Annotated in this window: 24 protein-coding genes; 14 read left to right on the top strand and 10 right to left on the bottom strand. The window is 71.5% G+C overall.

The genetic code is table 11. From position 1 onward, the window contains the following. Positions 1 to 160: 160 nt before the first annotated feature. The 7 genes from AQJ46_RS21730 to AQJ46_RS21700 all read left to right on the top strand — a co-directional run bounded on the left by AQJ46_RS21730 (position 161) and on the right by AQJ46_RS21700 (position 8026). Positions 161 to 550 carry a cell division protein SepF gene (locus tag AQJ46_RS21730; protein ID WP_208612785.1) on the top strand — a complete coding sequence of 130 codons (390 nt, stop codon included), beginning with the start codon at positions 161 to 163 and terminating at the stop codon, positions 548 to 550. A gap of 81 nt (positions 551 to 631) precedes the next feature. Next, a complete protein-coding gene (locus AQJ46_RS21725) occupies positions 632 to 1828 on the top strand; it encodes an AAA family ATPase (RefSeq protein ID WP_059207323.1) in 1197 nt (398 codons plus the stop codon). Then, the gene (locus AQJ46_RS21720) at positions 1825 to 2151 is read left to right on the top strand and encodes a nucleotide pyrophosphohydrolase (protein WP_059207172.1); all 327 of its coding nucleotides are present in this window, start codon (positions 1825 to 1827) and stop codon (positions 2149 to 2151) included. The genes AQJ46_RS21725 and AQJ46_RS21720 overlap by 4 nt, the downstream gene beginning before the upstream one ends. 178 nt (positions 2152 to 2329) lie before the next feature. Further along, complete coding sequence (locus AQJ46_RS21715) at positions 2330 to 2794, top strand: DUF6099 family protein (protein WP_059207171.1); 465 nt, start codon at positions 2330 to 2332, stop codon at positions 2792 to 2794. A gap of 99 nt (positions 2795 to 2893) precedes the next feature. Further along, the gene (locus AQJ46_RS21710) at positions 2894 to 3817 is read left to right on the top strand and encodes an LLM class F420-dependent oxidoreductase (protein WP_059207170.1); all 924 of its coding nucleotides are present in this window, start codon (positions 2894 to 2896) and stop codon (positions 3815 to 3817) included. 154 nt (positions 3818 to 3971) lie between these two features. Beyond that, complete coding sequence (locus tag AQJ46_RS21705) at positions 3972 to 5450, top strand: 3' terminal RNA ribose 2'-O-methyltransferase Hen1 (RefSeq protein WP_059207169.1); 1479 nt, start codon at positions 3972 to 3974, stop codon at positions 5448 to 5450. Further along, on the top strand, positions 5447 to 8026 hold the full coding sequence (locus AQJ46_RS21700; protein ID WP_059207168.1) for a polynucleotide kinase-phosphatase: 2580 nt from the start codon (positions 5447 to 5449) through the stop codon (positions 8024 to 8026). Before AQJ46_RS21705 ends, AQJ46_RS21700 begins: the two co-directional genes overlap by 4 nt. Positions 8027 to 8065: 39 nt before the next feature. On the opposite strand, the gene AQJ46_RS21695 is transcribed toward AQJ46_RS21700, so the two are convergent. After that, on the bottom strand, positions 8066 to 8959 hold the full coding sequence (locus AQJ46_RS21695) for an NAD(+)/NADH kinase (RefSeq protein WP_059207167.1): 894 nt from the start codon (positions 8957 to 8959) through the stop codon (positions 8066 to 8068). Then, on the bottom strand, positions 8956 to 9960 hold the full coding sequence (locus AQJ46_RS21690) for an SPFH domain-containing protein (protein ID WP_057611233.1): 1005 nt from the start codon (positions 9958 to 9960) through the stop codon (positions 8956 to 8958). The genes AQJ46_RS21695 and AQJ46_RS21690 overlap by 4 nt, the downstream gene beginning before the upstream one ends. A gap of 123 nt (positions 9961 to 10083) precedes the next feature. Between AQJ46_RS21690 and AQJ46_RS21685 the strand changes: the two genes are divergently transcribed. Next, positions 10084 to 11307 (top strand): arginine deiminase, encoded by a 1224-nt coding sequence (locus AQJ46_RS21685; RefSeq protein WP_059207166.1) that lies wholly within the window; start codon positions 10084 to 10086, stop codon positions 11305 to 11307. 116 nt (positions 11308 to 11423) lie between these two features. Next, a complete protein-coding gene (argF, locus tag AQJ46_RS21680; RefSeq protein ID WP_059207165.1) occupies positions 11424 to 12431 on the top strand; it encodes an ornithine carbamoyltransferase in 1008 nt (335 codons plus the stop codon). 3 nt (positions 12432 to 12434) lie between these two features. Here argF and AQJ46_RS21675 read toward each other — a convergent pair whose 3' ends face one another. Then, complete coding sequence (locus AQJ46_RS21675; protein ID WP_059207164.1) at positions 12435 to 12887, bottom strand: ATP-binding protein; 453 nt, start codon at positions 12885 to 12887, stop codon at positions 12435 to 12437. Between the two features lie 322 nt (positions 12888 to 13209). Between AQJ46_RS21675 and AQJ46_RS21670 the strand changes: the two genes are divergently transcribed. Further along, positions 13210 to 14037, top strand: a complete 828-nt coding sequence (locus AQJ46_RS21670; protein ID WP_059207163.1) for an enoyl-CoA hydratase family protein — start codon at positions 13210 to 13212, stop codon at positions 14035 to 14037. Between the two features lie 2 nt (positions 14038 to 14039). Continuing rightward, positions 14040 to 16316: a bifunctional salicylyl-CoA 5-hydroxylase/oxidoreductase gene (locus tag AQJ46_RS21665; RefSeq protein WP_059207322.1), complete on the top strand. Its 2277-nt coding sequence runs from the start codon at positions 14040 to 14042 to the stop codon at positions 16314 to 16316. Positions 16317 to 16324: 8 nt separating this feature from the next. Here the strand turns inward: AQJ46_RS21665 and AQJ46_RS21660 are convergent, their stop codons facing one another. Together AQJ46_RS21660 and AQJ46_RS21655 are read right to left on the bottom strand one after the other, a co-directional pair. Next, a complete protein-coding gene (locus tag AQJ46_RS21660) occupies positions 16325 to 17137 on the bottom strand; it encodes a PaaX family transcriptional regulator (RefSeq protein WP_059207162.1) in 813 nt (270 codons plus the stop codon). A 15-nt stretch (positions 17138 to 17152) separates the two neighbouring features. Next, complete coding sequence (locus AQJ46_RS21655; RefSeq protein WP_059207161.1) at positions 17153 to 18745, bottom strand: AMP-binding protein; 1593 nt, start codon at positions 18743 to 18745, stop codon at positions 17153 to 17155. Positions 18746 to 18880: 135 nt separating this feature from the next. Here AQJ46_RS21655 and AQJ46_RS21650 point away from each other — a divergent pair, with 135 nt between their 5' ends. Both AQJ46_RS21650 and AQJ46_RS21645 read left to right on the top strand, forming a co-directional pair. Continuing rightward, positions 18881 to 20032 carry an acyl-CoA dehydrogenase family protein gene (locus tag AQJ46_RS21650; protein ID WP_059207160.1) on the top strand — a complete coding sequence of 384 codons (1152 nt, stop codon included), beginning with the start codon at positions 18881 to 18883 and terminating at the stop codon, positions 20030 to 20032. A 16-nt stretch (positions 20033 to 20048) separates the two neighbouring features. Next, entirely contained in the window at positions 20049 to 20447 is a 399-nt protein-coding gene (locus AQJ46_RS21645) for a RidA family protein (protein ID WP_059207159.1), read from the top strand. 210 nt (positions 20448 to 20657) lie between these two features. On the opposite strand, the gene AQJ46_RS21640 is transcribed toward AQJ46_RS21645, so the two are convergent. Beyond that, positions 20658 to 20852 (bottom strand): DUF5999 family protein, encoded by a 195-nt coding sequence (locus AQJ46_RS21640; protein WP_057611223.1) that lies wholly within the window; start codon positions 20850 to 20852, stop codon positions 20658 to 20660. Between the two features lie 241 nt (positions 20853 to 21093). Between AQJ46_RS21640 and AQJ46_RS21635 the strand changes: the two genes are divergently transcribed. Continuing rightward, a complete protein-coding gene (locus tag AQJ46_RS21635) occupies positions 21094 to 21537 on the top strand; it encodes a DUF6299 family protein (RefSeq protein WP_079072378.1) in 444 nt (147 codons plus the stop codon). A gap of 45 nt (positions 21538 to 21582) precedes the next feature. Here AQJ46_RS21635 and AQJ46_RS57275 read toward each other — a convergent pair whose 3' ends face one another. The 4 genes from AQJ46_RS57275 to modA form a co-directional block, all read right to left on the bottom strand. After that, positions 21583 to 21882, bottom strand: a complete 300-nt coding sequence (locus AQJ46_RS57275) for a hypothetical protein (RefSeq protein ID WP_225887375.1) — start codon at positions 21880 to 21882, stop codon at positions 21583 to 21585. Positions 21883 to 21965: 83 nt separating this feature from the next. Beyond that, positions 21966 to 23057, bottom strand: coding sequence for an ABC transporter ATP-binding protein (locus tag AQJ46_RS21630; RefSeq protein WP_059207158.1), 1092 nt, complete (start codon positions 23055 to 23057; stop codon positions 21966 to 21968). Between the two features lie 175 nt (positions 23058 to 23232). Next, positions 23233 to 24096 carry an ABC transporter permease gene (locus tag AQJ46_RS21625; RefSeq protein ID WP_059207157.1) on the bottom strand — a complete coding sequence of 288 codons (864 nt, stop codon included), beginning with the start codon at positions 24094 to 24096 and terminating at the stop codon, positions 23233 to 23235. After that, the gene (gene modA / locus AQJ46_RS21620) at positions 24093 to 24917 is read right to left on the bottom strand and encodes a molybdate ABC transporter substrate-binding protein (RefSeq protein WP_059207156.1); all 825 of its coding nucleotides are present in this window, start codon (positions 24915 to 24917) and stop codon (positions 24093 to 24095) included. The genes AQJ46_RS21625 and modA overlap by 4 nt, the downstream gene beginning before the upstream one ends. Positions 24918 to 25065: the final 148 nt, after the last annotated feature.

Here is a 25065-nt window from a genome sequence, read left to right as displayed (position 1 = left end):
ACTCCAGCAGCAGCTCCAAACCCTTTTCCTCACGGCGGGCGGCGGCGGGATGGGTGAGACGGCGCGGTCGCGCACCGTGTCGCTGTTGGGCCGAACGGGTGACTTGGCGTAAGAATTGGCTGGTGCAGGCATTGAAGGCGAGTCGGAGCGGGGGCAGCCGGTGAACAGGTACGACGTCACCGATGAACAGTGGGAGGGGCTTGCCCAGGTCGTTCCGTTGCGTGGGCGGGACGCATGGCCGTCCGCGATCGACCACCGGGCCATGCCGGAGGCCCGGACAGAGGCCCGGCGCCGCTTCGTCGTCCTGCGGATCAACGTCTTCGCGGACGCCCGCGAGGTCGCCGAGACCCTGATGGCGGGCATACCCGTCCTGCTCGACCTCACCAGCGCGGAAACGGAAGTCGCCAAGCGGGTCCTCGACTTCAGCACCGGCGTCGTCTTCGGCCTGGCGAGCGGAATGCACCGCGTGGACCGCAACGTGTTCCTGCTGACACCGGCCGGGACCGAGGTCACGGGCCTGATGGAGGGCGCGGGCATGCCGGGGTCGTGAGCCACGGCGTGGTTCGCTCGTTCGTAGGAAGGGCGCTGCGGAGGAACGGTTCGCCCGGTGGCGGAGTCCTACGGTCCGGATATGCGTGTGTCCCCCACATCCTCTGTCGTGCCCGCTCAGTCGGCGCCTCCCCGCGCGGAGTTGCCGCAGGGCGGTGAGCGCCGCCCCGACCGGCCGTGTCTCACCGAACTGCGGCTGTCCGCGTACGCCGTCCACCGGCAAGCCGGGTTACCCCTCGCGCCGCTGACCCTGATCACCGGGCCCAGCGGGAGCGGCAAGACGAGCGCGCTCAGAGCGTACGGGGCACTCGCCCGGCTCGGTGCCGGAGCGAGCCTCGGTGAGGTCTTCCCCCATCCCCTCTCGTGCGTCCCCGACCGGGCCCACCCCGACGCACAGCGCCGCCGCGGCTTCCGGATCGGCTGCACGGCCGACGGACCCGAAGGCCCGGTCCGGCTCGACCTCGCGGTCCAGGCCGAGCCCGAACTGCGCATCGTGGGGGAGCGGTTGACCTCCGGCGGGCTCGTCCTGCTGGAGACCGCCCTGCGCGACCCCTCCCGCCGGGCCGTGCAGGCCGCCTGGCACACGGCAGGGACCGCGCCGGTCACCCGCGCCCCGCTCCCGGACGACCGGCTCGGCACCGCCCTGTTGCCGCTGCGCGTGGCCGGCAAGACGGACGGACAGCGGCGCGTCCTCGCCGCCGCCGAGCAGATGGTGGTCGCCCTGCGCTCCGTCTTCGGCTGCGACCCACGGCCCGGCCGCATGCGCCTGCCCGTCCCGACCGGTACCGGACGGCTCCTCGGCGGCTGCGACAACCTCGCCGACGTCCTGTGGCGCACGCGCACGGAGTGCGGCAGGCGCCACGCGCAGCTCGTCGCCGCGGTGCGCGCCGGCTGCGCGGGCCCCGTCGCCGACGTCCTCGCCGAGCCCCTTCCCGCCGGGACCGTCCGGGCCCTGCTCGACCGCGGGGACGGCGGCCGGACGGCGCTCGGACGGCTGGGCGACGGCGAGTTGAGGTACCTCGCCCTCGCGTTGGTCCTGCTCACCGGGCCCGGGGTACTGGAGGTCGACCCGGTCGGTGAGGTGCCCGCGGCGATGCAGACGCTCACCGTGCTCGCCGACAACCTCGACCGGAACCTGGACCCGCGGCAGCGGACCGAACTGCTGCGGCTGGCCGTGCGGATGTGCGAGCGCGGACACATCCGGCTCGTCGGCGCGGTGAGCGACGCCTCCTGGGCCGCCGGGGTGGACGGGGTCACGGTGGTACACCTGGAGCCGTGACAGAACCTCTCGACGTGGCGAAACTGCAGCGCCGGCTGGCCGAGTTCGCGGCCGCCCGCGACTGGCAGCCGTACCACACCCCCAAGAACCTCGTCGCCGCGCTCAGTGTGGAGGCCTCCGAACTGGTCGAGATCTTCCAGTGGTTGACTCCCGAGGAGTCGGCGCGGGTCATGGACGACCCCGGCACCGCGCACCGCGTCACGGACGAGATCGCCGATGTGCTCGCGTATCTGCTCCAGTTGTGCGAGGTGCTCGGCGTCGATCCACTGGCCGCGCTGGACGCGAAGATCGACCGGAACGAGCGGAGGTTTCCGGCGCCGTAAGGAAGGGTTCAGTCCTCTTTCACTCTCCGTGATGAAAAGTTGGCCCGAAACCGATTTGTTGTCCACAGATTTCCGTCTACCTCTGGTTTTTCGTTCCGAGCGAGCTCACTCTGGGTAGTGGACAGGCAGGTTCGGGCGGACGTGCCCGGGGGTACGCCGGGACAGACGGGGGCAGCCGATGGACGCGATGCGGCTCATCGTGACGAGCAGGCGTGCCCTGGCCGGGGGCGGCGAGGCGCCTCAGGTCATGGCGGAGGTGTGGCAGGCACAGGCCCTGGCCCAGGCGATAGGGAGCCGCCTCGCGGTCGCCGGACCCCCCGAACTCCGGGGCGAGGCCCTGGGGCTGACCGAACTGGCGGGTCGCGGCTGCGGTGTCCTCGACCGCCCCGACATCGCCCTGGCGGAGTTGCGGGCCGCCCAGCTCACCGAACTCGGCGACGCCCGCCAGGCCCTCCTGTGCCTCGGCGGCCTCCTCGGTGAGGTGGGCATAGCCCTGGTCGGCCTCGCGTCCGCGGCGGACGACGAGACGACGTACTGGCAGTGCATGGAGGCGATCGACGCGGCGGACGAGTCGCGGGACCGGGTGCTGCAGATGCTGCGAAGACTGGCGGACAGGGGAGACGAGTTGCCGGAGGCGGGATGAGGGTCCTGTTGTCCGGCGGCTGCGCGACCAGCCCCCACCGGCCTGCACCCACCGGGGACCGATGGGGCCAAGGCGAACCCCGGCGTGCAGGATGGAGTCATGGATCTCCGCATCTTCACCGAGCCCCAGCAGGGCGCGAGCTACGACACCCTCCTCACCGTCGCCAAGGCCACCGAGGACCTCGGCTTCGACGCGTTCTTCCGTTCCGACCACTACCTGAAGATGGGCGACGCCGACGGTCTCCCCGGCCCCACCGACGCATGGATCACCCTCGCCGGCCTCGCCCGTGAGACCCAGCGCATTCGCCTCGGCACCCTGATGACCGCGGCCACCTTCCGGCTCCCCGGCGTCCTCGCCATCCAGGTCGCCCAGGTCGACCAGATGTCCGGCGGCCGCGTCGAACTGGGCCTGGGCGCCGGCTGGTTCGCGGAGGAGCACGCGGCGTACGGCATCCCGTTCCCGAAGGAGAAGTTCCTCCGCCTGGAGGAACAGCTGGAGATCGTCACCGGCCTGTGGGCCACCGAGCCCGGCAAGACCTTCGACTTCCACGGCGAGCACTACCAGCTCACGAAGTCGCCCGCGCTCCCCAAGCCCGCCCAGAACAAGATCCCCGTGCTGATCGGCGGCCACGGCAAGACCCGTACCCCGCGCCTCGCCGCGCGCTACGCCGACGAGTTCAACATGCCGTTCGCCTCGCCCGAGGACAGTGAGGCGCAGTTCGGCCGGGTCCGTGCCGCCGCCCAGGAGGCGGGCCGCGCGGCCGACGCGATCACCTTCTCCAACGCGCTCGTCGTCTGCGTCGGCAAGGACGACCAGGAGGTCGCCCGTCGTGCTGCGGCCATCGGCCGCGAGGTCGAGGAGCTCAAGGCCAACGGCCTGGCCGGCACCCCCGCCGAGGTCGTCGACAAGATCGGCCGCTATGCCGCCGTGGGCTCGCGCCGGATCTACCTCCAGGTCCTCGACCTCGACGACCTGGACCACCTGGAGCTGATCTCCGCGCAGGTCCAGTCGCAGCTGCCGTAATCGGCTCGGCGCCTTTCGATTAATCGAAGGCGCAGGTCGGACGGATCGTGCGAAGCTGAGGACGTCGTCCTGCCGGCCCCCGGGATCACCGTCCTCGGGGGCCTTCGCACGTACGGCGTCAATGTCCTGTCCACCGGCCGGAGAGGCCACTCGCATGTTTCTGACGATCAGTACCACCGGCACTCCCGAGCGCCCCGCCACCGACCTCGGCTACCTGCTGCACAAGCATCCCGAGAAGGCTCAGGCGTTCTCCACCTCGTACGGCAGGGCGCACGTCCTGTACCCCGAGGCGGACGATCAGCGGTGCACTGCGGCGCTGTTGCTGGAGGTCGACGCGGTGGCCCTGGTCAGGCGCGGCAAGGGCAAAGGGCGCGGCGGCGCCCCGGACGCGACGCTCGCGCAGTACGTCAACGACCGCCCCTACGCGGCGTCTTCGCTGCTCGCGGTGGCGCTGAGCGCGGTCTTCTCCAGCGCGATGCGCGGGGTGTGCAGCGCCAAGCCCGAACTTCCTTCGCGGACACGGCCGTTGCGCATCGAGGTGCCCGCTGTGGCGGCCCGCGGCGGCCCGGAACTCGTACGCCGCCTGTTCGAGCCGCTCGGCTGGACCGTGACGGCCGAACCGGTCGCGCTGGACACCGAGTTCCCCGAGTGGGGCGACTCGCGCTATGTCCGCCTCGAACTGGAGTCCACGCAGCTGACCGTCGCCGAGGCCCTCCGCCACCTGTACGTCCTGCTGCCCGTCCTCGACGACGCCAAGCACTACTGGGTGGCCCCCGACGAGGTCGACAAGCTGCTCAGGGCCGGTGAGGGCTGGCTGCCCGCGCACCCGGAGCAGAAGCTGATCACCAGCCGTTATCTGTCCCGCCGCTGGTCGCTGACGCGTGAGGCGATGGAACGCCTGGAGCTGGTGCGGCTCGCCGAGGCCGACGACAGCGAGGTCGAGGACATCGACAACGCCGTCGAGGCGGAGACCGAGACCGAGCAGAAGCCGACCCCGCTCGCCGTCCAGCGCCGTGAGGCCATCCTGGAGGCGCTGCGCGCGGCCGGCGCCGCCCGCGTCCTCGACCTCGGGTGCGGACAGGGCCAGTTGGTGCAGGCACTGCTCAAGGACCCGAAGTTCACCGAGATCGTCGGCGTCGACGTGTCGGTGCGGGCCCTCACCATCGCCTCCCGGCGGCTGAAGCTGGACCGCATGGGGGAGCGGATGGCCTCCCGCGTCCAGCTCGTCCAGGGCTCGCTGGCGTACACCGACAAGCGGCTCAAGGGGTACGACGCCGCCGTGCTCAGCGAGGTGATCGAGCACCTCGACCTGCCCAGGCTGCCCGCCCTGGAGTACGCGGTGTTCGGCGCGGCCCGCCCGCGGACCGTCCTCGTGACCACCCCGAACGTCGAGTACAACGTCCGCTGGGAGTCGCTCCCGGCCGGGCACGTCCGGCACGGCGACCACCGCTTCGAGTGGACGCGGCAGGAGTTCCGGGCCTGGGCTTCCTCGGTGGCCGAACGGCACGGATACGACGTGGAGTTCAGGCCGGTGGGACCGGACGACCCGGAGGTGGGACCGCCCACCCAGATGGCCATTTTTGAAGTGAGCACAGCTGTGATCAGGACCGAGAAGGAGGCGAAGGCGGTATGACCGAGATCCCGCGCACGGGACGGACTCTTCCCGTCACCGACCTCTCCCTCGTCGTCCTCGTCGGCGCCTCGGGTTCCGGCAAGTCCACCTTCGCCCGCCGGAACTTCAAGCCGACCGAGGTGATCTCCTCGGACTTCTGCCGGGGCCTGGTCTCCGACGACGAGAACGACCAGGGCGCGACGAAGGACGCCTTCGACGTCCTGCACTACATCGCGGGCAAGCGCCTGGCCGCCGGCCGCCGCACGGTCGTCGACGCGACGAGTGTGCAGGAGGACAGCCGACGGCAGCTGATCGACCTGGCGAAGAAGTACGACGTGCTGCCCATCGCCATCGTCCTCGACGTGCCCGAGGAGGTGTGCGCCGAGCGCAACGCGGCCCGCACCGACCGGGCCGACATGCCGATCCGGGTCATCAAGCGCCACATCCGTGAACTGCGGCGATCGATCCGCCGCCTGGAGCGCGAGGGCTTCCGCAAGGTGCACGTCCTGCGCGGCGTGGCGGACGTCGAGAACGCCACCGTCGTCACCGAGAAGCGCTTCAACGACCTGACCCACCTGACCGGCCCCTTCGACATCGTCGGCGACATCCACGGCTGCGCCTTGGAACTGGAGTCGCTGCTCGGCAAGTTGGGTTACACCGACGGCGTCCACCCCGAGGGCCGTACCGCGGTCTTCGTCGGCGACCTCGTCGACCGCGGCCCGGACAGCCCCGGAGTGCTGCGGCGCGTGATGTCGATGGTCAAGTCGGGCAACGCGCTGTGCGTGCCGGGCAACCACGAGAACAAGTACGGCCGGTACCTGAAGGGCCGCAAGGTCCAGCACACCCACGGCCTCGCGGAGACCATCGAGCAGATGGAGAGCGTCTCGGACGAGTTCCGGTCCGAGGTGAGGGAGTTCATCGACGGCCTGGTCAGCCACTACGTCCTCGACGGCGGCCGCCTGGTCGTCTGTCACGCCGGTCTGCCCGAGAAGTACCACGGCCGCACCTCCGGACGGGTCCGCTCGCATGCCCTGTACGGCGACACCACCGGAGAGACCGACGAGTTCGGCCTGCCGGTGCGCTACCCGTGGGCGGAGGACTACCGCGGCCGCGCGGCCGTGGTCTACGGCCACACCCCGGTCCCGGAGGCGACGTGGCTCAACAACACGATCTGCCTGGACACCGGAGCGGTCTTCGGCGGCAAGCTCACGGCGCTGCGCTGGCCGGAGCGCGAGCTGGTCGACGTACCGGCGGAGCGGGTCTGGTACGAGCCGACGAAGCCGCTGAAGTCGGAGGCGCCCGGCGGGCAGGACGGCCGGCCGCTGGACCTGGCCGACGTGCACGGCCGCAGGGCGGTCGAGACCCGGCACGCGGGCCGGGTCGCCGTCCGGGAGGAGAACGCGGCCGCGGCCCTGGAGGTGATGAGCCGCTTCGCGGTGGACCCGCGGCTGCTGCCGTACCTCCCGCCGACCATGGCACCGACGGCCACCAGTCACCTCGAGGGGTACTTGGAGCACCCCGCCGAGGCCTTCGCGCAGTACGCGCAGGACGGTGTCGAGCGAGTCGTGTGCGAGGAGAAGCACATGGGCTCGCGGGCGGTGGCCCTGGTCTGCCGGGACGCGGAGACGGCCCGCAAGCGCTTCGGCGTTGGGGGCACCTCCCGCTCGAGCGCAGCCGAGAGTGGGGGAGGCCCGACCGGCTCGCTGTACACGCGGACCGGCCGCCCGTTCTTCGACGACGAGTCGGTGACGGAGGCGATCCTGGACCGGCTGCGTTCTGCGATCGGCGAGGCGGGCCTGTGGTCCGAACTCGACACGGACTGGCTCGTGTTGGACGCCGAGCTGATGCCGTGGTCGCTGAAGGCCTCGGGGTTGCTGCGGTCGCAGTACGCGGCCGTCGGCGCCGCGTCCGGCGCGGTGTTCCCGGGTGCGCTGGCCGCGCTCCGGGGTGCTGCCGACCGGGGCGTGGATGTGACGGACCTGCTGGCCCGCCAGCGCGAACGGGCCGAAGCCGCGGGCGCGTTCACCGACGCGTACCGGCGCTATTGCTGGACCACCGACGGCCTGGACGGCGTCCGCCTGGCGCCGTTCCAGATCCTCGCGGTCCAGGGCCGCAGCCTCGCCGCGCTCCCGCACGACGAGCAGCTGGCCCTGCTGGACCGCTTGGTGGAGCACGACGGCAGCGGCCTGCTCCAGACCACCCGGCGCCTCTACGTCGACACCGGCGACCCGGAGTCGGTGCGGGCGGGCGTCGACTGGTGGCTGGAGATGACCGGCCGCGGCGGCGAGGGCATGGTCGTCAAGCCGCTCGGCGCGGTGGTCCGCAGTACCGAGGGCCGCCTGGTCCAGCCCGGCATCAAGTGCCGCGGCCGGGAGTACCTGCGGATCATCTACGGCCCCGAGTACACCCGCCCGGAGAACCTCGACCGGCTGCGCAGGAGGTTCCTGAACCACAAGCGCTCCCTCGCGATCCGCGAGTACGCCCTCGGCCTGGAGGCCCTGGACCGGCTGGCGGAGGGCGAGCCGCTGTGGCGGGTCCACGAGGCGGTGTTCGGGGTGCTGGCGCTGGAGTCGGAGCCGGTCGACCCACGGCTGTGAGCCGCGGGTCGGGGTGAGGGGTGACCTGCCGGTCACCCCTCACCCCACCAACCGCAACCGCTCCCCGCACACCCCCACCTCCACCGTCTGTCCCCAGGTCAGCTCCACCGCGTCCCCCTCCATCCCGTCCCCGAAGGCGATCAGCCGTTCGGACTCGACGGTGAGGCGGAGGCGGGCGCGGGCGGGGAGCTCGCCGGCGACCAGGGACGTTCCGGTGGCGGGGGAGGGCCATGCCTCCCGTACGAACCACAGGAGGCGGTCCTCCGTCGGGCCCGGCAGCCGCAGCCGGCCGCCCCGCTCCTGCCAGAGCGAGCGGAGCCAGCCGGTGGCCCCGGTCCCCGTCCCCACCAGCACCCCGGACGAAGCCTGGGCCTCGACGACACCCCCGTCGTCCTCCAGGCCCAGGCGGTATCTGGCTGTCTGGTGTCCGGCGGCGCCCAGGTAGATCTCGTTCAGGGCGAGGAGCCGTTGTGTGTCGTCGGCGACGGCCTCGACCATGGTGAGTTCGTCCACGGTGGTGTCGAAGGCCGCCGGGAGCAGGGCCGCGGCCTGTGCGGGACGGTGGCGTACCAGGACACCGGGGTTGCGGCCGGGGTCGGTGTCGATGCCCACCACCCGTTGTCCGGCGAGGTATTTGGCCACGTTGGCCACCAGACCGTCCTGCCCGACCACGACCACCACGTCCTCGGGCGCGAACAGGAAGCGGTCCAGGTCGGTCCGCTCCACCCGCGCCTGACGCCAGGTCAGCGGAATGGCGGAGGTCACCTCGGCGAGCGCCCGCCGGGTGCGCTCGTGACGTTCGGCGACCTCCGCGATGTCCCGGCCCCGGGAGGAGAGGAAGAAGGCGGCCTGGCCGTGGGTGCCGTGGTGGGCCACCAACTCCTCGTACTCCGTGGTGCGGTGAACCAGGACGGCTCGCGGTGCGAGACTCACTCCGGCTCCCGTGCGCCCAGCTTCGCCAGCAGCCCCGTCAGCACGTCCGGTGAGATCGTCAGGCTGTCGATGTTCGGCAGGTTCTCCGCGAGCCGGGTCCCGGCGAGGGCGTGCAGCGTGGCGACCTCGACGTCCGCATGGACCCGCAGCCAGGCGGCCTGCGCCTGCGCCTTGGCGTCGCCCACCGTGCGCGCCCCTTCGGCCTCCGCGCGAGCGAGCCGCACCGACCGTGTCGCCTCCGCCTCGGCCCGTACCGCGTCCGCAGCCGCGTGCTCCTCCGCCTCCCGGCGTGCGTTCGTGCCCCTCTGCTCCACCAACTGCTCCTCGCGGCGGGCGAGTTCGATCTGGCTGGCCAGTTCGTTCTCGGCGATGGCCCGCTCCCGCTCCACGGCGACGGCCCGTCGTTCGTAGGTCGCCCGGTCGGCCTCCTGCTGGATCTGTTCGCGGGCCGGGGTGCGCAGCGCCCGCTCCACCTCCGGCTCGGGGCGCAGCGCCATCACGCGTACGGCCACCACCTCGATGCCGGTGGCCGGCAGCCGTGGCTCGGCGTCCAGGCCCGCCGCGATCCTCTCGCGCACCGCCGAGACGCCGTCGACGAGGGCGGAGGCCAGGGAGGTACGGGTCAGTACGTCGAGCGCGTGCTGCTGGGCCGTCTCCGTGAGCAGCGTGCCCAGTTGCTCCAGGGGCGCGCCCCGCCACACCCCGGTGTCCGGGTCGATCGAGAAGTCCAGGCGGGCGGCGGCGAGCGCCGGGTCGCCGATCCGGTAGGTCACGGTCGCCTGAACCGCCACGTCCTGGAAGTCCGACGTACGGGCATGGAACGTCATGGCCAACTCGCGGTCGTCCACCGGAACTTCGGAGAGCGCGGCCGTCAGCGCGCGGAACCAGAAGCTGAGCCCCGGACCGTCGTGCAGCAGGGTGCCGCCGCGGTGGTGCCGGATGTGCGCCGTGGGCGCGCCGCGCAGATGGCGCCAGCCGAGGCGCCGGGTGATGTCGGCCATCGAACCCCCTCTTTTCGTCTATTAGACGATAACGGAGGGGGTTGCTTGTCGTCAAGGGGACGAGAACAAGAAAGCAGGGCGGACGGAGGGGTCAAGACGCCCCTCGTTGGTCAGGATGGAGGCATGGGATTCCATGTCGACTCCGAGACCGGGCGGCTGCGCCGCGTCATCCTTCACCGGCCGGATCTCGAGCTCAAAAGGCTCACCCCCAGCAACAAGGACGCACTGCTCTTCGACGACGTGCTGTGGGTGCGCCGGGCGCGCGCCGAGCACGACGGATTCGCCGACGTGCTGCGCGACCGCGGGGTCGCCGTCCATCTCTTCGGCGACCTGCTCACCGAGGCCCTGGAGATCCCGGCGGCCCGGTCCCTCGTCCTGGACCGCGTCTTCGACGAGAAGGAGTACGGCCCGCTGGCCACCGACCACCTCCGGGCCGCCTTCGAGGCACTGCCCGCCGCGGAGCTGGCCGAGGCCCTCGTCGGCGGCATGACCAAGCGGGAGTTCCTGGAGGCACACCCGGAGCCGACCTCCGTGCGCTTCCATGTCATGGACCTCGACGACTTCCTCCTCGCCCCGCTGCCCAACCACCTCTTCACCCGCGACACCTCGGCCTGGATCTACGACGGTGTCTCCGTCAACGCCATGCGCTGGCCGGCCCGTCAGCGCGAGACGGTCCACTTCGAGGCGATCTACCGCCACCATCCGCTCTTCCGTGACGAAACGTTCCACACCTGGTCGGAGGGGCAGGCCGACTACCCGTGCACCATCGAGGGCGGGGACGTCCTCGTCATCGGCAACGGCGCCGTCCTCATCGGCATGAGCGAGCGCACCACGCCCCAGGCCGTCGAGATGCTCGCGCACAAGCTGTTCGCCGAGGGCTCCGCGCAGTCGATCGTGGCCCTCGACATGCCGAAACGGCGGGCCTTCATGCATCTCGACACCGTGATGACGATGGTCGACGGCGACACCTTCACCCAGTACGCCGGGCTCGGCATGCTCAGGTCGTACACCATCGAACCGGGCGTCGGTGACAAGGAGCTCAAGGTCACCGACCACCCGTCGGAGCACATGCACCGCGCGATCGCCGCCGCGCTCGGACTGAGCGAGATCCGCGTGCTGACCGCCACCCAGGACGTGCACGCCGCCGAGCGCGAGCAGTGGGACGACGGCTGCAACGTCCTCGCCGTCGAGCCGGGTGTCGTCGTCGCCTACGAGCGCAACGCCACCACCAACACGCATCTGCGCAAGCAGGGCATCGAGGTGATAGAGATCCCGGGCAGCGAGCTGGGGCGGGGCAGGGGCGGGCCGCGCTGTATGAGCTGTCCGGTGGAGCGGGAGGCCGTATAGGAGGGATCCCTTGTGGAACGTGCGATCGCATAGTCGTACAGTAGTCTGTATATAAATGCTGAACGTCGTATAGACTTCCAAGGTCCGTCTGTTCACGCACCTCTGGAGCGCCCCCCATGGCGACAGTCCCGACCGCCCTCGCCGGCCGCCACTTCCTCAAGGAGCTCGACTTCACCGAGCAGGAGTTCCTCGGGCTGGTCGAACTGGCAGCCGAGCTGAAGGCCGCCAAGAAGGCGGGGACCGAGACGCGGTACCTGAACGGGAAGAACATCGCGCTGATCTTCGAGAAGACCTCGACCCGCACGCGCTGCGCGTTCGAGGTCGCGGCGGCGGACCAGGGCGCCTCGACGACGTACCTGGACCCGTCCGGCTCGCAGATCGGCCACAAGGAGTCCGTACGGGACACCGCGCGCGTGCTCGGGCGTATGTACGACGGGATCGAGTACCGCGGGGACAGCCAGCAGAAGGTGGAGGAGCTGGCCGCGTACGCCGGCGTGCCGGTGTACAACGGGCTCACCGACGACTGGCACCCCACGCAGATGCTGGCCGACGTGCTGACCATGACCGAGCACACCGCGAAGCCGGTCCGGGAGATCGTCTTCGCCTACCTCGGTGACGCGCGGTTCAACATGGGCAACTCGTATCTGATCACCGGCGCGCTGCTGGGCATGGACGTACGGATCGTCGCGCCGAAGGCCTACTGGCCCGCGCAGGACGTCGTCGAGCGGGCTCGTACGCTCGCCGTGGACAGCGGGGCGCGGATCACCCTCACCGAGTCGCTGGAGGAGGGGGTGCGGGGCGCGGACTTCGTCGCGACCGACGTCTGGGTCTCCATGGGGGAGCCGAAGGACGTGTGGGACGAGCGGATCGCCGCGCTGTCGCCGTACGCGGTGACCACGGACGTGCTGCGGGCCACCGGGAACGCGGACGTCAAGTTCCTGCACTGCCTGCCCGCCTTCCACGACCTCGGTACGAAGGTGGGGCAGGAGATCTTCGAGACCCATGGCCTGCAGTCCCTGGAGGTCACGGACGAGGTGTTCGAGTCGGTGCACTCGGTGGTCTTCGACGAGGCGGAGAACCGGCTGCACACGATCAAGGCGATCCTGGTGGCGACGCTGGCCTGAGCGTCACGCCGGGTGCCGCTGAGGCGGCACCACCGGCAGCCGGAACCACACCGCCTTGCCGGTCTCGGTCGGGCGGTGCCCGCACGACGAACTGAGCGCCCTGATCAGGAGCAGGCCCCGGCCGTGCTCCTGCCAGGGGTCCGGGTCCCTGGTGTCCGGCTGGGTCAGATGGCCCGGGGGTGCCGGGTCCGGGTCGTGCACCTCCACCTGGCAGCCGGTCGGCAGCAATTCCACGACCAGCTCTATCGGGGTGTCGCCGGAGGTGTGTTCCACGGCGTTCGCCACCAGCTCGGCCGTCAGCAGTTCCGCGGTGTCGCAGTCCGCCCCGTGCTCCAGCTCGGCCAGCGCGGTGCGGACCAGCGCGCGCGCCACGGGCACGGCCGCGGCGGAGTGCGGCAGCGCGATGCGCCAGGAGGCGGAGGCCGGGGGGCGATCTTGCAAGGCGGTTCCGTTCATGAGCAGGCTGTCCTGCTTTCAACCGTATGAATGGTACGGCGCCGTCGGCAGAGTCGTCCGGCGGGCGCCGTACGGGACCTTCGGCCCCGTTGGCAGGCGGCTTACCCGTAGCAACGGCTTGCCTCTCACCGCTGATCCCGCCGTTGCCGGTCTGTCGACGAGCCGTGACGGATGTGACCGTGCCAGGTCACACCCGGATGCCTCTATCGCGTACTCGTGACGACAGTCAAAGAGAAGTGATAGCTTCGAGGAGAGAGCGCACCTGGATGCGCCTGGAACCTCGCCACTCGCACTTCGTCCGAGCACGAGGAGACCGCACGCCATGAGTCCCTTCACCGGCTCCGCCGCCCGCACCTCCGACTGGCGGCACCTGCGCGTCGACCTCACCGACGGGGTCGCCACCGTCACCCTCGCCCGCCCCGAGAAACTCAACGCGCTCACCTTCGGCGCCTATGCCGACCTGCGCGACCTGCTCGCCGAACTGTCCCGCGAGCGGTCCGTCCGTGCCCTGGTCCTGGCCGGCGAGGGCCGCGGTTTCTGCTCCGGCGGTGACGTCGACGAGATCATCGGCGCGACCCTCGCCATGGACACCGCCCAGCTCCTCGACTTCAACCGGATGACCGGCCAGGTGGTGAGAGCCGTACGGGAGTGTCCGTTCCCGGTGATCGCGGCCGTGCACGGGGTGGCGGCGGGCGCCGGCGCGGTCCTCGCCCTGGCGGCCGACTTCCGGGTCGCGGACCTCTCGGCCCGCTTCGCCTTCCTCTTCACCCGGGTCGGCCTGTCCGGCGGAGACATGGGCGCGGCCTATCTGCTGCCTCGCGTGGTCGGCCTCGGCCATGCCACCCGGCTCCTCATGCTCGGCGAACCGGTCCGCGCTCCCGAGGCCGAGCGCATCGGCCTGATCAGCGAACTGACCGAGGAGGGCGGCGCGGACGAGGCCGCCGCGCGCCTGGCCCGCCGTCTGGCCGAGGGCCCGGCACTGGCGTACGCCCAGACGAAGGCCCTGCTGACGGCGGAGCTGGACATGCCGTTGGCCGCTTCGGTGGAACTGGACGCCTCGACGCAGGCCCTCCTGATGAACGGCGAGGACTACCGGGAGTTCCACGCGGCGTTCACGGAGAAGCGGCCGCCGAAATGGCAGGGACGGTGATCATGTCTGTCTCCGTCCCCCGCATCGCGATCATCGGCGGCGGCCCCGGTGGGCTGTACGCGGCAGCTCTGCTGAAGCGGCTCGATCCCGGGCGTGAGGTCACCGTGTGGGAGCGCAACGCGCCCGACGACACCTTCGGCTTCGGCGTGGTCCTCTCCGACGAGACCCTCGGCGGCATCGAGCACGCGGACCCGGTGGTCTACGAGGCGATGCGGTCCGACTTCGTCCGCTGGGACGACATCGACATCGTGCGCCGTGGTGTACGGCACACCTCCGGAGGCCACGGCTTCGCCGCACTCGGCCGCAGACGACTCCTCGGGATACTGCACGACCGCTGCCGCGCTCTCGGCGTGGACCTCCGCTTCCGTACGGTGGCCCCGGCCGGCCTCGAGGAGACGCACGACCTCGTCATCGCCGCCGATGGCGTCAACAGCACAACACGCGAACGCCACAGCCATGTGTTCCGCCCCCATGTGACCCCGCACCACTGCCGCTATATCTGGCTGGCCGCCGACTTCCCCTTCGACGCCTTCCGGTTCGAGATCGCCGAGACCGAACACGGCGTGATGCAACTGCACGGCTACCCCTATGCCCCCGACGCCTCCACCGTGATCATCGAGATGCGCGAGGAGGTCTGGAGGGCGGCCGGCTTCGACGAGGTCACCCCGCAGGAGTCGACGGAGAGCTGCGCCAAGATCTTCGCCGAAGCACTCCGCGGCCGCTCTCTGCGCTCCAACAACTCCACGTGGACCACCTTCCGCACGGTGGTCAACGACCGCTGGTCGCACGGCAACACCGTGCTGCTCGGCGACGCGGCCCACACCGCCCACTTCTCCATCGGCTCCGGCACCAAGCTCGCCGTCGAGGACGCCCTCGCCCTGGCCGCCTGCCTGGAGGAACAGCCTTCGCTGGAAGGGGCGTTGGCGGCCTACGAGGCGGAGCGCAAACCCGTCGTCGCCTCCACGCAGCGTGCCGCCCGCGCCAGCCTGGAGTGGTTCGAGAACCTCGGGCTGTACCTCGACCAGCCGCCCCGCCAGTTCGCCTTCAACCTGCTCACCCGCAGCCGCCGCGTCACCCACGACAACCTCCGCCTGCGTGACGCACGCTTCACCGGAGCCGTGGAGCGCGAGTTCGGCTGTGCGCCGGGCACGCCCCCGATGTTCACCCCGTTCCGGCTGCGCGGTCTGACCCTGCGCAACCGGGTCGTGGTGTCACCGATGGACATGTACTCCGCCACCGACGGCATCCCCGGTGACTTCCACCTGGTCCACCTGGGCGCCCGGGCCCTCGGCGGTGCCGGGCTGGTGATGACCGAGATGGTGTGCGTCTCGCCCGAGGGACGCATCACGCCCGGCTGCACCGGCCTCTACAACGGCAGGCAGGCGGTGGCCTGGAAACGGATCACCGACTTCGTGCACGCGCAGTCACCGGGCACCGCGATCGGTGTGCAGCTCGGCCACAGCGGCCGCAAGGGCTCGACCAAGCTGATGTGGGAGGGCATCGACGAGCCGCTGCCGGACGGCAACTGGCCGGTCGTAGCGCCGTCCCCGCTCCCGTACAAGCCCTCCAACCAGACCCCGCGCGAGCTCGGCCGTGCCCAACTGACCGACATCCGCGAGCAGTTCACGGCGGCGGCCTGGCGTGCCGCCCGGGCCGGCTTCGACCTCCTCGAACTGCACTGTGCGCACGGCTATCTGCTCTCCGGCTTCCTCTCCCCGCTGACCAACCGGCGCACGGACGCCTACGGCGGCTCGCTCGCGAAGCGCCTCCGCTTCCCGCTCGAAGTCTTCGACGCCATCAGGGGAGTGTGGCCGCAGGAGCGGCCCATGACCGTCCGTATCTCCGCCACCGACTGGGCCGAGGGCGGCAACACGGCCGAGGACGCCGTCGAGATCGCCCGTGCCTTCGCCGCGCACGGCGCCGACGCGATCGACGTGTCGACCGGGCAGGTGGTGGCCGAGGAGCACCCGGAGTACGGGCGGTCGTACCAGACGCCGTACGCCGACCGGATCCGTCACGAGACCGGTGTCCCGGTGATCGCGGTCGGCGCCATCTCCTCCTGGGACGACGTCAACTCGCTGATCCTGGCCGGGCGTACGGACCTGTGCGCGCTGGCCCGCCCGCATCTCTACGACCCCCACTGGACCCTGCACGCGGCCGCCGAGCAGGGGTACGACGGTCCCGGCGTCGTCTGGCCGGACCCGTACCGCGCGGGCCGCCGCCGACCGCAGACCGGACGCACCGATGCCCCCAAGCCCCGCCTCACGCTGGGGACTTGAGCCTGGGATCACAGACCGACGAAGGCGGCGCCCGCGTCCCGCAGTCGCTCGTGCAGGCCTCGGAACACGGCCGCCGCCCGCCGGCCCGGCCAGTCCTCCGGGAGCAGCGGGGCGGGCAGGCCGGGGTCGGAGTAGGGGAGATGGCGCCAGGAGTCGAGGGCGAGCAGGTAGTCGCGGTAGGCCTCCGCGGGCGGGGTGTCGGCCCGGTCCTCCCAGTCGTGCAGCACGCGCGCGTGGCGGTCGAGGAAGGCTTCGTGCTCCTTGGCGATCGCGGCCAGGTCCCACCAGCGGGACACCGCCTCGACGGTCGCGGCGAAGCCGAGATGCTCGCCGCGGAAGAAGTCGACGTACGGGTCGAGCCGCAGCCGCTGCAGGGTGTGCCGGGCTTCCTCGTACAGTCGCGCCGGGGCGATCCACACCCCGGGGGCCGCCGTGCCGAAACCCAGTCCGGCCAGCCGGGAACGCAGCACGTGCCGCTTCTGCCGCTCCGACTCCGGCACCGAGAACACCGCGAGCACCCAGCCCTCGTCCTCGGGCGGGGTCACCGCGTAGATGCGCCGGTCGCCGTCGTCGAGCAGCTGACGGGCCTCCGGCGACAGTTCGTACCCGGCCGAGCCCTGTGCCGTGCGGGCCGGCAGCAACAGGCCGCGCCGCTTGAGGCGGGACACCGACGAGCGTACGGAGGGGGCGTCCACGCCGACCGCGGCCAGCAGCCGGATCAGCTCGGCGACGGGCACGGGGCCCGGCATGAAGCGGCCGTAGGCTCCGTAGAGCGTGACGATGAGAGACCGTGGTGCATGCTGGTCGGACACGTTGATCATCTTAGTTCGTGTGGATCACTGCTGGTCACCATCGGTGCGCAGCCTGAACCGCTGGAGTTTGCCGGTCGCCGTGCGCGGCAGCGCGTCCAGGAAGACGATCTCGCGCGGGCACTTGTAGGGCGCCAGTTCGGTCTTGACGTAGGCGCGCAGCGCCTCGGCGTCCCGCTCGGCGCCCTCCTTGAGGACGGCGAAGGCCACGACCACCTGGCCGCGTGCCTCGTCGGCCCGCCCCACGACGGCCGCCTCGACCACGTCCGGGTGCCGCAGCAGGGCGTCCTCGACCTCCGGCCCGGCGATGTTGTACCCGGCGGAGATGATCATGTCGTCCGCGCGGGCCACATAGCGGAAGTACCCGTCGCTCTCGCGGATGTATGTGTCGCCGGTGATGTTCCAGCCGTCCCGCACGTACTCCAGCTGCCGGGGATCGGCGAGATAGCGGCAGCCGACGGGACCGCGCACGGCGAGCAGGCCGGGCTCGCCGTCGGGCCTGTCCCGACCTGTCTCGTCGACCACGCGCGCGTGCCATCCGGGTACGGGCACCCCGGTCGTCCCGGGCCGGATGTGCTCGTCGGCGGCGGAGATGAAGATGTGCAGCAGCTCGGTGGCGCCGATGCCGTTGACGATCCCCAGCCCGGTCCGCTCCTGCCAGGCCCGCCAGGTGGCCGCGGGCAGGTTCTCACCCGCGGAGACACAGCGGCGCAGCGACGAGATGTCGTACGCGTCGAGTTCGTCGAGCATCGCGCGGTAGGCGGTGGGGGCGGTGAACAGGACCGAGACCCGGTGCTCGGCGACGGCCGGCAACAGCTGCTGGGGACCGGCCTGTTCGAGCAGGAGCGAGCTGGCGCCCGCGCGCATCGGGAAGATCACCAGGCCGCCGAGTCCGAAGGTGAAACCGAGCGGGGGACTGCCCGCGAAGACATCGTCCACATGTGGCTTGAGCACATGTTTGGAGAAGGTGTCGGCTATCGCGAGCACATCCCGGTGGAAGTGCATACAGCCCTTGGGCCGCCCGGTGGTCCCGGAGGTGAAAGCGATCAGCGCCACGTCGTCGGCCGCGGTCTGCACGGTGGGGTACGGCATCCCGGGGGCCTCGCGGTTGAGGAGGTCGTCGGGGGCGTCGCCGCCGTACGTCGTGATCCTCAGGTCCGGTATCTCGGCCTTGGCGAGATCGTCGACGGCGCGGATGTCGCACAGGGCGTGCTCTATGCGCGCGATCTCGCACATCGTGGCCAGCTCGTGCGGCCGCTGCTGGGCCAGCACCGTGACGGCGACCGCGCCCGCCTTCAGCACCGCCAGCCAGCAGGCCGCGAGCCAGGGGGTGGTCGGGCCGCGCAGCAGGACACGGTTGCCGGGGACGACTCCGAGGTCGCCGGTGAGCAGATGCGCGAGCCGGTCGACGCGGGCACGCAGTGTGCCGTACGTCCATGTGTCCCCGGCCGGGGTGTGGAACACCGGGCGGTCGTCGGGCGGGCCCGTCAGCAGCTCGGCGGCACAGTTCAGCCGATCGGGGTAACGCAGCTCCGGAAGGTCGAAACGGAGCTCCGGCCACCGGTCGGGGGGCGGGAGGTGGTCGCGCGCGAAAGTGTCGACGTGGGCCGAGACGTTCATGGCGGGTCGCCCCCTTGCCGTGGGCCGCCTTGTGGGCGTCGATGGTGGGCTCGCACAAGGAGCGTATCGTGTTGGTGACGACAGTCAACGGCACGCGATACTGTCGTAGGGCCCTGTCGAGAGAGGGGACCGGCAATGCCCGCATTCTCGCTCGAACCGTCCCAGACCGCCCGGTGTGCGCAGCTGCGCACCCTCGCCGCGGAACGGCTGCGCCCGCTCGCGGAGAAGGGCGAGCCGGGCCGTGTGAACCGTCCACTGGTCGCTGAGCTGGGCCAACTGGGCCTCTTGGAGCTTCTGTTCACCTCCGGCGCGCTGGATCTGTGCCTGATGCGGGAATCCCTCGCGTACGCCTGCACGGAGGCCGAGACGGCCCTCGCCCTCCAGGGCCTCGGCGCCCACCCCGTCCACGCGTACGGCACTCCGGCCCAGCGGGAGCGCTGGCTGCCGGCGGTGAGCGAGGGCAGCGCGGTGGCCGCGTTCGCGCTGAGCGAGCCGGGGGCGGGGTCGGACGCGGCGGCGCTGTCCTTGTCCGCCGTCCCCGACGGCCCCTCCCGCTGGCGGCTCACCGGGGAGAAGTGCTGGATCTCCAACGCCCCCGAGGCCGACTTCTACACCGTCTTCGCGCGGACCACCCCCGACGCCGGCGCCCGCGGGGTGACCGCCTTCCTCGTGCCCGCGGACCGCCCCGGGCTCAGCGGTACCGGCCTGGACATGCTCTCCCCGCATCCCATCGGCGCCCTCGCGTTCGACGCCGTGCCGGTGAGCGCCGACGACGTCCTCGGCGAGGCCGACCGCGGCTTCCGGGTCGCCATGGGCACCCTCAACCTCTTCCGGCCCAGCGTCGGCGCCTTCGCGGTCGGCATGGCACAGGCGGCGCTGGACGCGACCCTTGCGCACACCTCCCGACGGGACGCCTTCGGCGGCAAGTTGAGGGACCTGCAGAGCGTCGCGCACACGGTCGCCGAAATGGCCCTGCGCACGGATGCGGCCCGCCTCATGGTGTACGCGGCGGCGACGGCGTACGACGAAGGCGCCCCTGATGTGCCCAAGCGCGCGGCGATGGCGAAGCTGCTCGCGACCGAGACCGCGCAGTACGTCGTCGACAGCGCGGTCCAACTGCACGGCGCCCGCGCACTGCGGCGCGGTCATCTGCTGGAGCACCTGTACCGGGAGGTGCGCGCTCCGCGCGTCTACGAAGGGGCGAGCGAGGTGCAACGGGGCATCATCGCGAAGGAGTTGTACGCGGAACGGGCGACCGTGAAGGCCGGGGAAGCCGTAGAACCGTAGAGCCGATGGAGGCTTCATGACCGCCGAGCGCATCAATCCACCCGAACTGTCCCCGCCCACCGGCTTCTCGCACGCGGTCGTCGCGACCGGGTCCCGGGTGGTCTTCCTCGCGGGGCAGACCGCTCTCGACGCCGACGGCAAGGTGGTCGGGGAATCCCTGCCGGAGCAGTTCGAGAAGGCGCTCGACAACCTCCTCACCGCCCTGGCGGCCGCCGGTGGCACGCCGGCCGACCTCGCCCGCGTCACCGTCTATGCCACGGATATCGTCGCCTACCGCGCCCACGCCCCTGAACTGGGCCGCATCTGGCGGGAGTCGGCGGGCCGGGACTACCCCGCGATGGCGGTCGTGGAGGTCGTACGGCTGTGGGACGACCAGGCGGCGGTGGAGCTCGACGGCTTCGCGGTGCTGCCCTAGCGTGACCCGCGCCGGGGGTCGGAAAGTTGCTCGGACTGCCGGTCGGGATCGGTCGGCTGCGGGCGCTGCGGGTGGCTGCGGCGGCGTCGCCCGGCCGGACTTCTCCCGCAGGGGTGACCCCTGGAGGCCGAGGGCTCGCGGACGCCTCTCGCCGAGGAACAGCCGGAGCGCCGCGCCTCCCCGTTGCGGGAACTCATCGCGGGGAACTGATCAGGCGGCGACGGCCAGCTGTCCGGCCGGTACCCGGTGCGGCGCGACGATCCGGCCGTCGGGCAGCAGCTCGCCGCTGTCGTCGAAGACGATCGCGCCGTTGCACAGCAGGTTCCAGCCCTGCTCGGGATGGGCCGCGACGATGTGCGGGGTGGTGCTGTCGGACGAAGCGCACGAAGACCGGTGAGAACACATGGCGCACCTCCACATTGGTGGGACCGTCCCCATGGGGTCCGTATCCGTATGGGTAGACCATGCGCCCGTCGCGAACTCATCGGAACGGTCCAGCGTGAAGCGTGACAACACGCGGACAACTCGCTGACGGTTCCACGACGCTCGGTGCGGACTCGCCACCAAAGGAGTGACGATCACGGCCGTCGGCGCGTGTTCCCGGTAGCAGTGGAGGCCCCCATTCCACTCGACCGGGAGACTCACCATGTCCGTCCGCCCCCTGCTCCTGCGCTCCGCCCTCGCCACCGCTGCCGGTGCGGCGCTGTTCCTGCTGGCAGCCCCGGCGCCGCCCGCGAGCGCCGACCCGTCCGACACCGTCACCGTCGGCTCCGTCGGCCGTATCGCCGAGGACGGCACCGTGACCCTGTCCGGTACCTACCGCTGCGCCGACAGTACGGGTCCCGTGTTCGTGAGCTCCTCCGTGAGCCAGAGCTCCCCGTTGCTCCGACACGGCATCGGCGGCACCCGCGCGGTGTGCGACGGCGTGGAGCACAGCTGGGAGAACACCGGCAAGCCCGGCTCCGACGCCCTGGAACCGGGCCAGGCCCACGTCGAGGCCACCCTCATGGAACTCAGCCCCGAGGGCGGCCTCCCGCTGCCCCTCTTCCACGCGGCCGCGCAGCAGGACGTCACGTTGACGAAGGGCTGAGCGCGGCCCACGTGTGCCGGCGGGACCCGCTCACCCGTCGGCAGCTCACCGCACCAGTCTGATCTCCGGGGGCCACAGCACACCTTCGGCCAACAGCAGTGCGGGGCCCAGGTGTTGAGGACACACGAGCAGCGGTGGCCGCGCGTGACAGGAGATCTCGAACCGGGCGCGGGCCCCGCACTCCTCGCCGTCCCGAGGGCCGGAGTACCGGCTCGCGCAGCGCAGCGCGGGGGTGGGGTCCGCGGCCGTCATCGGACGGCCGACGCCGCGGCGCAGGGGTGGTCGAGGGGGGCCGGGGTCATGGTCTGCTCCTCCTGCGGTGCTGCGGCCGGGCGCACGCTGCATGCCCTCACGCTAGGAAGAGGCAGACCGGGCAGCTTCTCCGGGCGGCCGTTCGGGTGAACAGGGACCGGTCACCCGGAGCCGTCTCAGACGGGATACGCGTGCGTCTGCGCCGCCTTCACCGCCGCCCAGACCTCCGCGCCCGGGTGCAGGTCGAGTTCCGCCGCGGCCACCGTGGTGAGGTCCGCTGCGAGGGGGAGCTCGCCGCTGAGGTCGGCGCGGATCTGGTCGCCGTGGGTCTCCAGGCCGGCCACCTCGCAGCGCCAGTGGTTGCGGGCGCTGGAGCCGGCGGGCGGTTCACGGTAGAGGGTCACGGCGCTCGGCGGGAAGGCGACGAACACGGGTCCGGAGAGGTCGTCCGTGGTGGTGAGCGCGGGTCCGGCTTCGAGGCGGACCGTGTGACCGTCGGCCTCGCCCCGGTAGAGGTTCAGGCCGACCAACTGGGCGATGTAGTCGGTGCGCGGATGGCGGGCGATGTGGGACGGGGCGCCCTCCTGGACGACCTCGCCGTGCTCGACGACCACCAGACGGTCGGCAAGGACCATGGCGTCCAGCGGGTCGTGCGTGACGAGTACGGCGACGGCCTCGAACTCGGCCAGGTGGCGCCGCAGTTGGGCACGGACCTCGAGCCGGGTGCGGGCGTCGAGGGCGGCCAGGGGCTCGTCGAGGAGCAGCAGCCGGGGGTGGGTCGCCAACGCGCGGGCCAGGGCCACACGTTGGGCCTGGCCGCCGGACAACTTGCGGGGCTTGGCGCCCGCGTGGGCGGCGAGACCCATGCGCTCCAGCCATGCGGCGGCCCGGGCCCGCGCCACCGCCTTGCTCGCGCCCTGACAGCGCGGGCCGAACGCGACGTTGTCGAGGGCGGTGAGGTGCGGGAAGAGCAGATAGTCCTGGAAGACGACGCCGACGGGACGGGATTCCGGCGGCGTGCGCTCCAACGCGGTGCCGTCCAGCCGTAGATGACCGTCGGTGAGCGGGGTCAGACCGGCGAGTGCGCGCAGGGCGGTGGTCTTTCCGGCACCGTTCGGGCCGAGGAGGGCGACCACTTCGCCGGGAGCGACGGTGAGCGAGACGTCGAGGCGGAAGACCCCGCGGTCCACCACGAGACGTGCGTCGAGGCCGTCGGGGGCGGTGCCGGGGCGGATGCCGGGGGCGGTGGCTTGGGTCTTCTCGATCATCGGGCGCCCTCCGCTCCCCGTCGGCCGTCGCATCGTGCTCCTGCCGGTCGGCTGTCACTGGTCCCGGCTGTCACCGGTCCGGGCCGCCGGACCTCTCTGCCGCAGGCCCTGCCTTCACCGGCGCCGGCAGTGCCCCCACCACCGACCCCGCCCGCCCCGCCGCCACCCATGTCGCTCATCCCGCCGACATCCAACGATCGCGCAGCCCCGCCAGCACCGCCACGGACACGGCCAGGAGGACCAGGCTGAGGGCGACGGCCGCCTCCGGGTCGCTCTGGAGGGCGAGGTAAACGGCGAGCGGCATGGTCTGGGTACGGCCCGGGAAGTTGCCCGCGAAAGTGATCGTCGCACCGAACTCGCCCAGCGCCCGCGCCCAGGCCAGTACCGCGCCCGCAGCGATGCCCGGTGCGATCAGCGGCAGCGTGACCCGGCGGAACGCGGTGAAGCGGGAGGCGCCCAGGGTCGTCGCCGCCTCCTCGTACCGCGGGTCGGCGGCCCGCAGGGTGCCCTCCACGCTGATGACGAGGAACGGCATCGCGACGAACGCCTCGGCGACCACGACCCCGGCCGTGGTGAAGGGAAGGGTGATCCCGAACCAGGCGTCGAGCCACCGGCCCACGACCCCGTTGCGGCCCAGCGCCATGAGCAGCGCGACACCGCCGACGACCGGCGGCAGGACGAGCGGCAGGGTCACCAGGGCCCGGACCAGGCCGCGGCCGGGGAACTCGACGCGGGCCAGCAGCCAGGCCAGCGGAACCCCGAGGACCAGGCACACCGCGGTGGCGGCCGTGGCGCAGACCAGGGACAACTGCAGCGCCTGCCACACATCGGCGCTGGTCAGCTGCTCGGGCATGCTGCGCCAGGGCGCCCGTACGAGAAGCGCGACCAGCGGCACGATCAGGAACGCCAGACCGATCAGCGCCGGCACCAGCAATGGCAGCGGCACACCGCGGCCGACCGCACCCGTCCGGACACGCCGGCGCCGCGGCCCGCCCCGGAGGGTCTCGGTCGCGGCATCGGACCGGTCTGCGCGGGTCACGGCTTCAGGAACCCGGCCTCGGTCAGCACCTTCTGGCCCTCGGCGGACCGCACCAGCGCGATGAACGCCTTGGCGGTGTCGGTGTGCCGCGCGTCCTTGAGCAGGGTGATCGGGTAGTCGTTGACGGCGTCGGCGGACTCGGGGAACTCCACGCCCCCCACCTTGTCACCCGCGGCGTGCACATCGGTCTTGTAGACGACGGCCGCGTCGGCCTCCTTCAGCTCGACCTTCGTCAGCGCGGCCTTGACGTCCTGCTCGTAGGAGACCGGCGTGAGCTTCAGCCTGCTCGCGTCGAGGGCCTTCTGGGCGGCGGCGCCGCAGGGCACCTCCTTGTCGCACAGCACGACCTTCAGGTCCGGGTTCGTGAGGTCCTTCAGCGAGGCGACCTTGTCCGGATTGCCGGGCAGGGTGGCGATCTCCAGCTGGTTGCGCACGAAGGTCGCGGGCGTGCCGGAGGCGTCCCCGGCGTCAGTGACGATCTTCATCGTCTTGGGGCTGGCCGAGGCGAACACGTCCGCCGGGGCGCCGCCGGTGATGCTCGCGGCCAGCGAGTCGCTGCCGCCGAAGCTGAAGGTCACCTTCGTGCCGGGGTGGGCCTGCTCGAACTGCTTGCCCAGCGTCGTGAAGCTCTCCTTGAGTGAGGCCGCGGCGAAGACGGTCACCGTGCCGGAGAGCTTGTCCGAGGCGGACGCGGAGGAGTCCGACGTCGTGGACGAGGAGCCCGAGCCGGACGACGAGCAGGCGCTGAGGGCCAGCAGCGCGGCGGCGCCTGCCCCGGTCACCTGCAGGGTCCGGCGGTTCCGACGTGCGGTACGGGTCATCACGGGTCCACTCCCTCTGGGTCCTGACGGACACCTTCACCTGCGGTCCTGGCGGACCTTCCACGATCCACGATACTGGCGCAGATGCGAGGTGAAAGTCTTCTGTCGCATCGCATGAGCTTGAAACCTGATTCATCAGGGTGGCATG

Source organism: Streptomyces canus (assembly GCF_001514145.1).
GTDB classification, from domain to species: Bacteria; Actinomycetota; Actinomycetes; order Streptomycetales; family Streptomycetaceae; genus Streptomyces; species Streptomyces canus.
This window is presented reverse-complemented; position numbering and strand designations above follow the sequence as displayed.

What these genes read in the sequence shown, in the direction of transcription:
- AQJ46_RS21725 (WP_059207323.1), top strand. Translation starts at nt 632, where the DNA reads ATGCGTGTGTCCCCCACATCCTCTGTCGTGCCCGCTCAGTCGGCGCCT.
- AQJ46_RS21715 (WP_059207171.1), top strand. Translation starts at nt 2,330, where the DNA reads ATGGACGCGATGCGGCTCATCGTGACGAGCAGGCGTGCCCTGGCCGGG.
- AQJ46_RS21710 (WP_059207170.1), top strand. Translation starts at nt 2,894, where the DNA reads ATGGATCTCCGCATCTTCACCGAGCCCCAGCAGGGCGCGAGCTACGAC.
- AQJ46_RS21705 (WP_059207169.1), top strand. Translation starts at nt 3,972, where the DNA reads ATGTTTCTGACGATCAGTACCACCGGCACTCCCGAGCGCCCCGCCACC.
- AQJ46_RS21700 (WP_059207168.1), top strand. Translation starts at nt 5,447, where the DNA reads ATGACCGAGATCCCGCGCACGGGACGGACTCTTCCCGTCACCGACCTC.
- AQJ46_RS21690 (WP_057611233.1), bottom strand. Translation starts at nt 9,960, where the DNA reads ATGGCCGACATCACCCGGCGCCTCGGCTGGCGCCATCTGCGCGGCGCG.
- AQJ46_RS21685 (WP_059207166.1), top strand. Translation starts at nt 10,084, where the DNA reads ATGGGATTCCATGTCGACTCCGAGACCGGGCGGCTGCGCCGCGTCATC.
- argF (WP_059207165.1), top strand. Translation starts at nt 11,424, where the DNA reads ATGGCGACAGTCCCGACCGCCCTCGCCGGCCGCCACTTCCTCAAGGAG.
- AQJ46_RS21675 (WP_059207164.1), bottom strand. Translation starts at nt 12,887, where the DNA reads ATGAACGGAACCGCCTTGCAAGATCGCCCCCCGGCCTCCGCCTCCTGG.
- AQJ46_RS21670 (WP_059207163.1), top strand. Translation starts at nt 13,210, where the DNA reads ATGAGTCCCTTCACCGGCTCCGCCGCCCGCACCTCCGACTGGCGGCAC.
- AQJ46_RS21665 (WP_059207322.1), top strand. Translation starts at nt 14,040, where the DNA reads ATGTCTGTCTCCGTCCCCCGCATCGCGATCATCGGCGGCGGCCCCGGT.
- AQJ46_RS21660 (WP_059207162.1), bottom strand. Translation starts at nt 17,137, where the DNA reads ATGATCAACGTGTCCGACCAGCATGCACCACGGTCTCTCATCGTCACG.
- AQJ46_RS21655 (WP_059207161.1), bottom strand. Translation starts at nt 18,745, where the DNA reads ATGAACGTCTCGGCCCACGTCGACACTTTCGCGCGCGACCACCTCCCG.
- AQJ46_RS21650 (WP_059207160.1), top strand. Translation starts at nt 18,881, where the DNA reads ATGCCCGCATTCTCGCTCGAACCGTCCCAGACCGCCCGGTGTGCGCAG.
- AQJ46_RS21645 (WP_059207159.1), top strand. Translation starts at nt 20,049, where the DNA reads ATGACCGCCGAGCGCATCAATCCACCCGAACTGTCCCCGCCCACCGGC.
- AQJ46_RS21640 (WP_057611223.1), bottom strand. Translation starts at nt 20,852, where the DNA reads ATGTGTTCTCACCGGTCTTCGTGCGCTTCGTCCGACAGCACCACCCCG.
- AQJ46_RS21635 (WP_079072378.1), top strand. Translation starts at nt 21,094, where the DNA reads ATGTCCGTCCGCCCCCTGCTCCTGCGCTCCGCCCTCGCCACCGCTGCC.
- AQJ46_RS57275 (WP_225887375.1), bottom strand. Translation starts at nt 21,882, where the DNA reads ATGCAGCGTGCGCCCGGCCGCAGCACCGCAGGAGGAGCAGACCATGAC.
- AQJ46_RS21630 (WP_059207158.1), bottom strand. Translation starts at nt 23,057, where the DNA reads ATGATCGAGAAGACCCAAGCCACCGCCCCCGGCATCCGCCCCGGCACC.
- modA (WP_059207156.1), bottom strand. Translation starts at nt 24,917, where the DNA reads ATGACCCGTACCGCACGTCGGAACCGCCGGACCCTGCAGGTGACCGGG.